At 59.7% G+C, this 7,252-nt stretch carries 5 protein-coding genes and 1 pseudogene; 1 reads left to right on the top strand and 5 read right to left on the bottom strand.

Translation table 11 applies throughout. The features are described from left to right. Window positions 1–179 precede the first annotated feature (179 nt). From ACH2ED_RS06420 to ACH2ED_RS06400, 5 genes are all read right to left on the bottom strand, one after another. Complete coding sequence (locus tag ACH2ED_RS06420; RefSeq protein ID WP_395089461.1) at window positions 180–2,591, bottom strand: ATP-dependent Clp protease ATP-binding subunit; 2,412 nt, start codon at window positions 2,589–2,591, stop codon at window positions 180–182. Window positions 2,592–2,607: 16 nt separating this feature from the next. Next, complete coding sequence (locus tag ACH2ED_RS06415) at window positions 2,608–2,934, bottom strand: chaperone modulator CbpM (RefSeq protein WP_395089458.1); 327 nt, start codon at window positions 2,932–2,934, stop codon at window positions 2,608–2,610. Continuing rightward, complete coding sequence (locus tag ACH2ED_RS06410) at window positions 2,931–3,932, bottom strand: DnaJ C-terminal domain-containing protein (protein ID WP_395089455.1); 1,002 nt, start codon at window positions 3,930–3,932, stop codon at window positions 2,931–2,933. Before ACH2ED_RS06410 ends, ACH2ED_RS06415 begins: the two co-directional genes overlap by 4 nt. Window positions 3,933–4,085: 153 nt before the next feature. After that, window positions 4,086–5,918 (bottom strand): molecular chaperone DnaK, encoded by a 1,833-nt coding sequence (gene dnaK, locus ACH2ED_RS06405; protein WP_395089453.1) that lies wholly within the window; start codon window positions 5,916–5,918, stop codon window positions 4,086–4,088. A gap of 171 nt (window positions 5,919–6,089) precedes the next feature. Continuing rightward, window positions 6,090–6,920, bottom strand: a complete 831-nt coding sequence (locus tag ACH2ED_RS06400; RefSeq protein ID WP_395089451.1) for an outer membrane lipoprotein carrier protein LolA — start codon at window positions 6,918–6,920, stop codon at window positions 6,090–6,092. Window positions 6,921–7,040: 120 nt separating this feature from the next. Between ACH2ED_RS06400 and ACH2ED_RS06395 the strand changes: the two are divergent. Then, window positions 7,041–7,252: pseudogene (locus tag ACH2ED_RS06395) on the top strand (flagellar assembly protein H); the annotation flags it as partial.

Genomic DNA, 7,252 nt, shown 5'->3' with positions numbered 1-7,252 from the left:
AGCGGGCCATCGCGATACCACCCTCTTTTTCGAGGCTATTGGAACCTGGAAAGCAACGGGTTAGAAGGAGGAAACATATGTTCGTCCGTACAGTGCATAAAGACTTAATTTTAAAATGTTATTACTGCGAACTAAATGCAAAAAAAAATAATTAATGATATTTAATATGATTAAAAACTTCATCTAGTAAATGTTTTTTTAGTCAAAGATACTTCTCCCGAGGTATCTACATCCACACTCACGGTGTCGCCCTCTTGGAACTCACCGCGCAGGATGGCGGAGCTAAGCGGGTTTTCGAGCAGGCGCTGAATGGTTCTTCGGAGAGGCCGCGCTCCGTAGAGGGGGTCGTAGCCTTTTTCCGCGAGGAGCGCTTTGGTGGTGTCGGTGACCTTGAGCTTGAGTTGGCGCTCGGTAAGGGCTTTTTCCGTGCGCTTCAAAAGCAGCTCCACAATCTGCCCGATCTGGCTGCGGGTGAGGGCGTGGAAGACAATCACTTCGTCAATGCGATTGAGCAGCTCGGGCCGCAGGTAGTTGCGCACTTCCGCCAGAGCGACCGGCTCGGGGTCGCGGCCTGCTGCCGAGGCTTCCTGGATCTGCACGGCGCCGATATTACTCGTCATCAGCACGACCGTGTTCTTGAAATTCACCACACGTCCCTGGCCATCCGTGAGGCGGCCATCGTCGAGTAGTTGCAGCAGGACATTGAAGACCTCGGGGTGCGCCTTCTCGATCTCATCGAGCAAGATTACCCGGTAGGGCCGCCGTCGGACGGCCTCGGTGAGTTGGCCACCCTCTTCGTAGCCGACATAACCCGGAGGCGCTCCGATCAGCCGCGCGACGGCGTGCTTTTCCATGTACTCGGACATGTCAATGCGCACCATCGCACTCTCGTCATCGAACAGGAACTCCGCCAGCGCCTTGGCTAGCTCGGTCTTGCCGACCCCGGTCGGGCCGAGAAAGAGAAACGAGCCGATCGGACGGCGTGGGTCGGAGAGCCCAGCGCGGCTGCGGCGGATCGCCTCGGCGACGGCACCAATGGCGCGGTCTTGCCCGATCACTCGGTCGTGGAGCGTGGTTTCAAGCTGGAGGAGCTTGCTTACCTCGCCCTCGAACATACGCCGAACCGGGACTCCTGTAATGCGGGCGACAATCTTTGCGATATCGTTCTCATCCACGACGGCATCATGGCCCGTGGTGCGCTCCCAGTCCGCGCGTGCTTTCACGTGCGCCTCGCGCAGGGACTTTTCCTCTTTCTGGAGCTCAGCGGCGCGGGCGTAGTCGCGTGCCTCCGCAGCGGCGAGCCCCTCCTCTACCAGGCGCTCCAGATCGGCTTCTTGCTCGCGCAGGTTCTCGGGCAGCTCCGAGAGATCCATCCGCACCGCCGCACCCGCTTCGTCAATGAGGTCAATGGCTTTGTCGGGCAGAAAGCGCTCCGTGACATAGCGTGCCGAGAGCTGGGCCGCCGCCTCGATTGCCTTATCCGTGATCTTGACCCGGTGGTGTTTCTCGTAGCGCTCGCGCAGTCCCGTAAGAATGCCAATCGTGTCCTCGATACTGGGCTCCCCCACGAGGACCGGCTGGAAGCGCCGCTCCAGCGCCGCATCTTTTTCGATGTTTTTTCGGTACTCATCGAGTGTGGTGGCCCCGATGCACTGTAGCTCACCCCGAGCGAGTGCGGGCTTGAGCAGGTTGCTGGCGTCCATCGCGCCCTCGGCGGCTCCGGCTCCGACCACGGTGTGCAGCTCATCAATGAAGACCACAAACTGCCCGGCGGCTTTCTTGATCTCATCCATCACGCCCTTGAGGCGCTCCTCAAACTCGCCGCGAAACTTACTGCCCGCCACCATCGCGCCCAGATCAATCGAGAGGAGCTGGCGGCCTCGGAGGTTTTCTGGAACGGAGCCCGCGAGGATCATCTGGGCGAGCCCCTCGACAATCGCGGTCTTGCCGACGCCCGGATCGCCAATGAGCACCGGGTTGTTCTTCGTGCGCCGCGAGAGAATCTGGATCACCCGTCGCACTTCGTCGTCGCGCCCGATCACCGGATCGAGCTTGCCCTCGCGTGCCAGCGCCGTCAGATCGCGCGAGAACTTCTGGAGCAGGGGGTACTTGCTCTCACCACTGTCGCTGTCGCTGCGCTGGTTGCCGCGAATCTGCTGGAGGGCACGGTAGATGCGCTCCTCATCAATGTGTGAGCTGGTTAAGATCCGTGCGGCAGGGGAGTCATCGGTCTTGAGGACGCCTAGCAGGAGGTGCTCCACGCCCACAAACTTATCCTTGAGGCGGCTGGACTCGCTCTCGGCATGATCCAGTGTGCGCTTGGCACGGGGCGTGATGAAGATCTGGTCTGAGGACGAGCGATCCGCCGTGTAGGCCTTCGGGAGCCGTGCGAGCTCCTCCTCCACGCGCCGGACGATCCCGCGCTCATCGGCCCCAATCCGGGTGAGAATCTGCCCCGTTAGGCCGTCCTCTTGCTCCAGGAGTGCCAGCAAAATATACTCGGTGTCTAGCTGGTTTTGTTTATAGCGGCGCAGAATATCCTGGCTCGCTGAGATGACATCTTTTGCTCGTTCTGTGTAGTTGTCTAGCATCTCTCGTGCCCACCCCCTAACCCCCGCTCGGCGGGGGAACTTGTTTCCGTAGGCGCTCGATCTGGGCTTGCAGCTCTTCGAGCTGCTCCAGCAGCCCCAGAATGACTTCGACCCCGGCGAGATTGACGCCCATTTCCTGGGTCAGTCGCTGAATCTGTCGGACACGCTCGATGTCTTTTTCCGAGTAGAGCCGATTTTTACCAACGCGCATGGGAGTGACCAGGCCCAGGCGCTCGTACATCCGCAGGGTCTGGGGATGGATAGCGGGCTCCTCCGGTTTTTCGATACGCACCAGACGGGCCGCGATCGAGATCGTGTAGAGCGGCTCGTCGTTGCGTCTCATGCGAGGCCACCCGCCAGCTCGGTCAACAGAGCCCGCTCGCGCTCGGAGAGCACTTTGGGCACGGTGATCTTGATCCGGGCATAGAGGTCGCCGTGGCCGCCCTCTTTGAGCTTGGGCATACCCTTGCCCGTCAGGCGTAGCTGCTGGCCGCTCTGGGTTCCTGCAGGGAGCTTGACGGTGAGCGTCTTGCCCTCGATCGTGGGAACCTTCATCTCACCGCCCAGTGCCGCCGTGGTGTAGGAGAGGGAAACCTCGACGATCAGATCATCGCCCTTGCGCTCAAAGCTACTATGGGCAAGCAGACGCACCGTGAGCATGACATCGCCGCCGTTGACCCCCTGGCCCCCGAGGCGGATCTTCTGCCCCTCCCCGACACCCGCCGGGATCTTGACATCCACCCGCCGCAGCTCCGTGCTCCGGCCTCCGCGATCCAGATCATAGCGTCCGGTTGGAACCTGAATCGAAATCCCCTTGGTGCCTCCGTTATAGGCATCCTCCAAGCTAAGCCGCAGCTCGGACTCAAGATCCCGGCTGGTCGGCGCTGGCATGCCAAACGGATCGCCACTCCCCCCAAAGTTCACCGTTCGACGCGTTTGCTGCTGCCCTCCTGAAGGCGCACTGCCCTGCCGGAACTGCTCGGCAAAGAGGGTGCCAAAGAGATCGGAGAGATCCCCCGGGAACCCACCGCCGAAGTCTACGCGCTGGCCGCCCGGGAAGCCCCCCCCAGCCGTTGCGCCACTGGGGAAGCCGCTGCCGCCTTGTGAGTAGGCTTTCCACTGGTCTCCGTATTGGTCGTACTTCTTGCGCTTCTCGGTGTCGCCCAGAACCTCGTTTGCTTCGCTGATCTCCTTGAACTTGTCCTCTGCGCCTTTATTGCCCGGATTTACGTCCGGGTGGTGCTTGCGGGCGAGCTTGCGGTAAGCGGCCTTGATCTCTTTCTCAGTCGCAGTTTTGCTGACGCCTAGAGTGGAGTAGTAGTCTTTATAGCTCGGTCCCATGCTCAATCCACCTTAGTGCAATACAGTCAAGTGCAAGGTATTTTTTTGCCCCCCGCGCACGGCGCGGGGGGCGCGGTGTGTCTATGCCACGACAGTTACCGCATTGATTTTATTTTGTGTGATCTCCCGCCCCTAGCCCCCGTCAAACGGGGACTAGGGGGTCTCTTTAAACTCCGCGTCAATGACATCGTCGCCGCCCATCTGGGTCTTGTCGGGATCAGTGTGGACTTCCGCACCGGGCTCGGTATTGGCGGCGGCCTGCTGGTAGAGGCGCTCGCTCAGGGCGTAGCTGGCGGTCTGGAGGTCGCTCAGGGCGGCATTGAAGCGATCCTCATCATCGCCGTCGGCGGTCTGACGAACCGTGGCGATCTTGGCTTCTAGGTCTTCTTTCTCGCTCGGCGTTGCCTTGTCGCCCAGCTCCGTGAGGGTGCGCTCGGTGGCGTAGATCAGCTGATCGGCCTTGTTGCGGCGCTCGGCGGACTCTTTTGCCTTGCGGTCGGCCTCAGCGTTGGCTGCGGCCTCTTTCACCATGCGCTCCACTTCGTCCTTGTTCAAGTTCGAGGAGCCACTGACTGTGATACGCTGCTCGCGGCCCGTGCCCTGGTCTTTGGCGGAGACATTTAAGATACCGTTGGCGTCAATGTCGAAAGTTACCTCGATCTTGGGCACGCCACGGGCGGCAGGCGGCAGGCCGGAGAGCTGGAAGTCGCCTAAGTTCTTATTGTGCGCCGCGATCTCTCGCTCGCCCTGATAGACTTTGACATGCACATCGGTCTGGCCGTCGGCTGCTGTGGAGAAGATCTCTGATTTGCGGGTGGGGATCGTCGTGTTGCGCTCAATGAGCTTGGTCATCACGCCGCCCAGTGTCTCGATTCCCAGGGAGAGCGGGGTGACATCCAGTAGCACGACATCTTTCACCTCGCCGCCCAGCACGCCCGCCTGGATCGCCGCCCCAATAGCAACCACTTCGTCCGGGTTCACGGATCTATTGGGCTCTTTGTTGGTGAGCGAGCGCACCAGGTCCTGAATGGCCGGGATACGAGTCGAGCCACCCACCAGGATCACTTCGTCAATTTGCTCGATTTTGAGCTTGGCATCGGTGAGCGCCTGCTGCACGCTCTTGGTCGTGCGGTCTACCAGGCTCTTGGTGAGATCATCGAACTTGGCGCGGGTAAGTGTCAGGTCCAGGTGCTTGGGCCCCTCGGCGTCGGCGGTGATAAACGGCAGGTTGATATTGGTGGTCACGACACTAGAGAGCTCAATCTTGGCCTTCTCAGCCGCCTCACGAAGTCGCTGACGAGCCTGCTTGTCTTTTTTAAGATCAATGCCCTGCTCTTTTTGGAACTCGCTCGCCAGCCAGTCCTCGATGCACATATCGAAGTCGTCACCGCCCAGGTGCGTGTCGCCGCTGGTGGACTTGACTTCAAAGACGCCATCGCCCACTTCCAGAATCGAGACATCAAAGGTTCCGCCGCCCAAGTCATAAACAAGAATGGTCTCGTTGGCCTCTTTGTTCATGCCGTAGGCCAGCGCCGCCGCCGTGGGCTCGTTGATGATGCGCAGCACTTTCATGCCCGCGATCTCGCCTGCACTCTTGGTCGCCTGGCGCTGGGCATCATTGAAGTAGGCGGGAACAGTGATCACTGCCGCCGTCACGGGCTCGCCCAGATACGCCTCGGCATCGGCCTTGAGTTTTTGCAGAATCTTGGCCGAGATTTCCTCGGGGGAGTAGCCCTTGCCATCAATCGTGGTACGGTGACTGGTGCCCATGTGCCGCTTGATCGAGACAATCGTGCGATCCGGGTTCACGACCGACTGCCGCTTGGCCGGAACCCCGACAAGCTGGTCGCCGGTCTTGTTGAAGCCAACAATGGAGGGCGTGGTGCGTGCGCCCTCCGAGTTCACGATAACGGTGGGTTCGCCACCCTCCATCACTGCCACAACCGAGTTCGTGGTCCCCAGGTCTATACCAACTGTTTTTGCCATAGTGTTTTAAGTTCCTCTGAGAAGAAGTATTGCCAGGAGGGTTATATCACTTGAGTGTTATGCTGTCAAGTATCCTCTGAAAAGAAAGACTTAAATCTGGTGAGAAAGTTCCACCTACCCCCTGACCCCCGCCCGGCGGGGGAAATAGAAGGTTACGGTATAATTCGTCCTTTACACCTGAGGTTTAGCCTTGCTCGAAAGGCTCCGCGAGGGGGGCGGGACGAAGGCGAAGAGGCGCTCGTCGAGGTTGGGGTTTAGCTGGACGTTGGTATAGGTCTCGGTGCGCTTCTTGATGGTGCCGTCGGGCTGGTAGACCTCGGAGTAGAAGCGGCGCAGGAGCTTGTCTTGCTTTCCGTAGGCGAAGATGTAGGTGCGCCGTGGCTTACCTCGATTTGGGTCTTTGTCGTCGGTTGCCATGAGGATGGTGACGGGCGTTCCGTCTGCCATGGTGCTGTCGGGCCTTGTTGTCCAGGTGGTGACTCCCTGCTGCTCTAGTGCGGGTCTTGGGTTGTCGCCGGAGAGGATGTAGGCGCTGAGGGGGTCGAGCAGTGCGGTTTTGGAGAGTAGGAACGTCAGGCGATCTTTGCCTTCGCTGGCTTGGCTGTCGGCAGCACCGGCGAACTGCAACTCTTTGAAGAGGCTAGGCTGTCCGGCTTTGGTGGCGGCTTGCCAGAGGACGGCGGTCTGAGAGTTGATCGTGAGCCGCTGCCGCTCCACTCGCTTTTCGTCGTTGACCCTGATGAGAGCACTACCCGGTGGCCGGAGGGCAACTTGCCCGGTGAAGCTACGAGAAACCAGAGGCGGCATTGGCGCGGCGGGAGCAACCGGCGTGGTCGGTGCCTTTTCGCCGGGTTGCTCTGGCTGCTTTGCTCTAGGCTCGCGGGCGACGGTGAGCTGAACCGTCACATTTGTAGAGTACGCCAGAGCCCGGCTTTGGGGGCTTGCTGTGGCTTGGCTAAGGGGAATACTCAGGGCGAGGATGGCGGGGAAGCTTGGCAACATGGTCGTAATTCCTTCTCCAACGGACGGCTCTATTTTACCAAATTTATGCTTTGCTGGCACGGCATTTGTACCTTTGCTGGCACGGTACAATAAGGGCGAGATGAACGAGGATCAGGAACGGTGAACGAGGAAGCGATAGACCACGACCGGCTTTTCAAGGAGCTACTCACGACGTTTTTCGTCGAGTTTGTCGAAGCGTTTCTTCCCGATGTGATGGCGTATCTGGACACGGAGAGTATCGAGTTTCTGGATAAAGAGGTCTTCACCGACATCACGGAGGGCAAACGCTACGAGTCCGATATTGTGGTCAAGGCACGGTTCCAGGGACGCGA

The sequence above is a fragment of the Armatimonas sp. genome (genome assembly GCF_043757465.1).
Lineage (GTDB): Bacteria > Armatimonadota > Armatimonadia > Armatimonadales > Armatimonadaceae > Armatimonas.
The sequence above is the reverse complement of the archived record's forward strand: the minus strand, read 5'-3'. Positions and strand labels throughout refer to the sequence as shown.

Coding starts and splice junctions, on each gene's coding strand:
- ACH2ED_RS06420 (WP_395089461.1), bottom strand. CDS start 2,591: ATGCTAGACAACTACACAGAACGAGCAAAAGATGTCATCTCAGCGAGC.
- ACH2ED_RS06415 (WP_395089458.1), bottom strand. CDS start 2,934: ATGAGACGCAACGACGAGCCGCTCTACACGATCTCGATCGCGGCCCGT.
- ACH2ED_RS06410 (WP_395089455.1), bottom strand. CDS start 3,932: ATGGGACCGAGCTATAAAGACTACTACTCCACTCTAGGCGTCAGCAAA.
- dnaK (WP_395089453.1), bottom strand. CDS start 5,918: ATGGCAAAAACAGTTGGTATAGACCTGGGGACCACGAACTCGGTTGTG.
- ACH2ED_RS06400 (WP_395089451.1), bottom strand. CDS start 6,920: ATGTTGCCAAGCTTCCCCGCCATCCTCGCCCTGAGTATTCCCCTTAGC.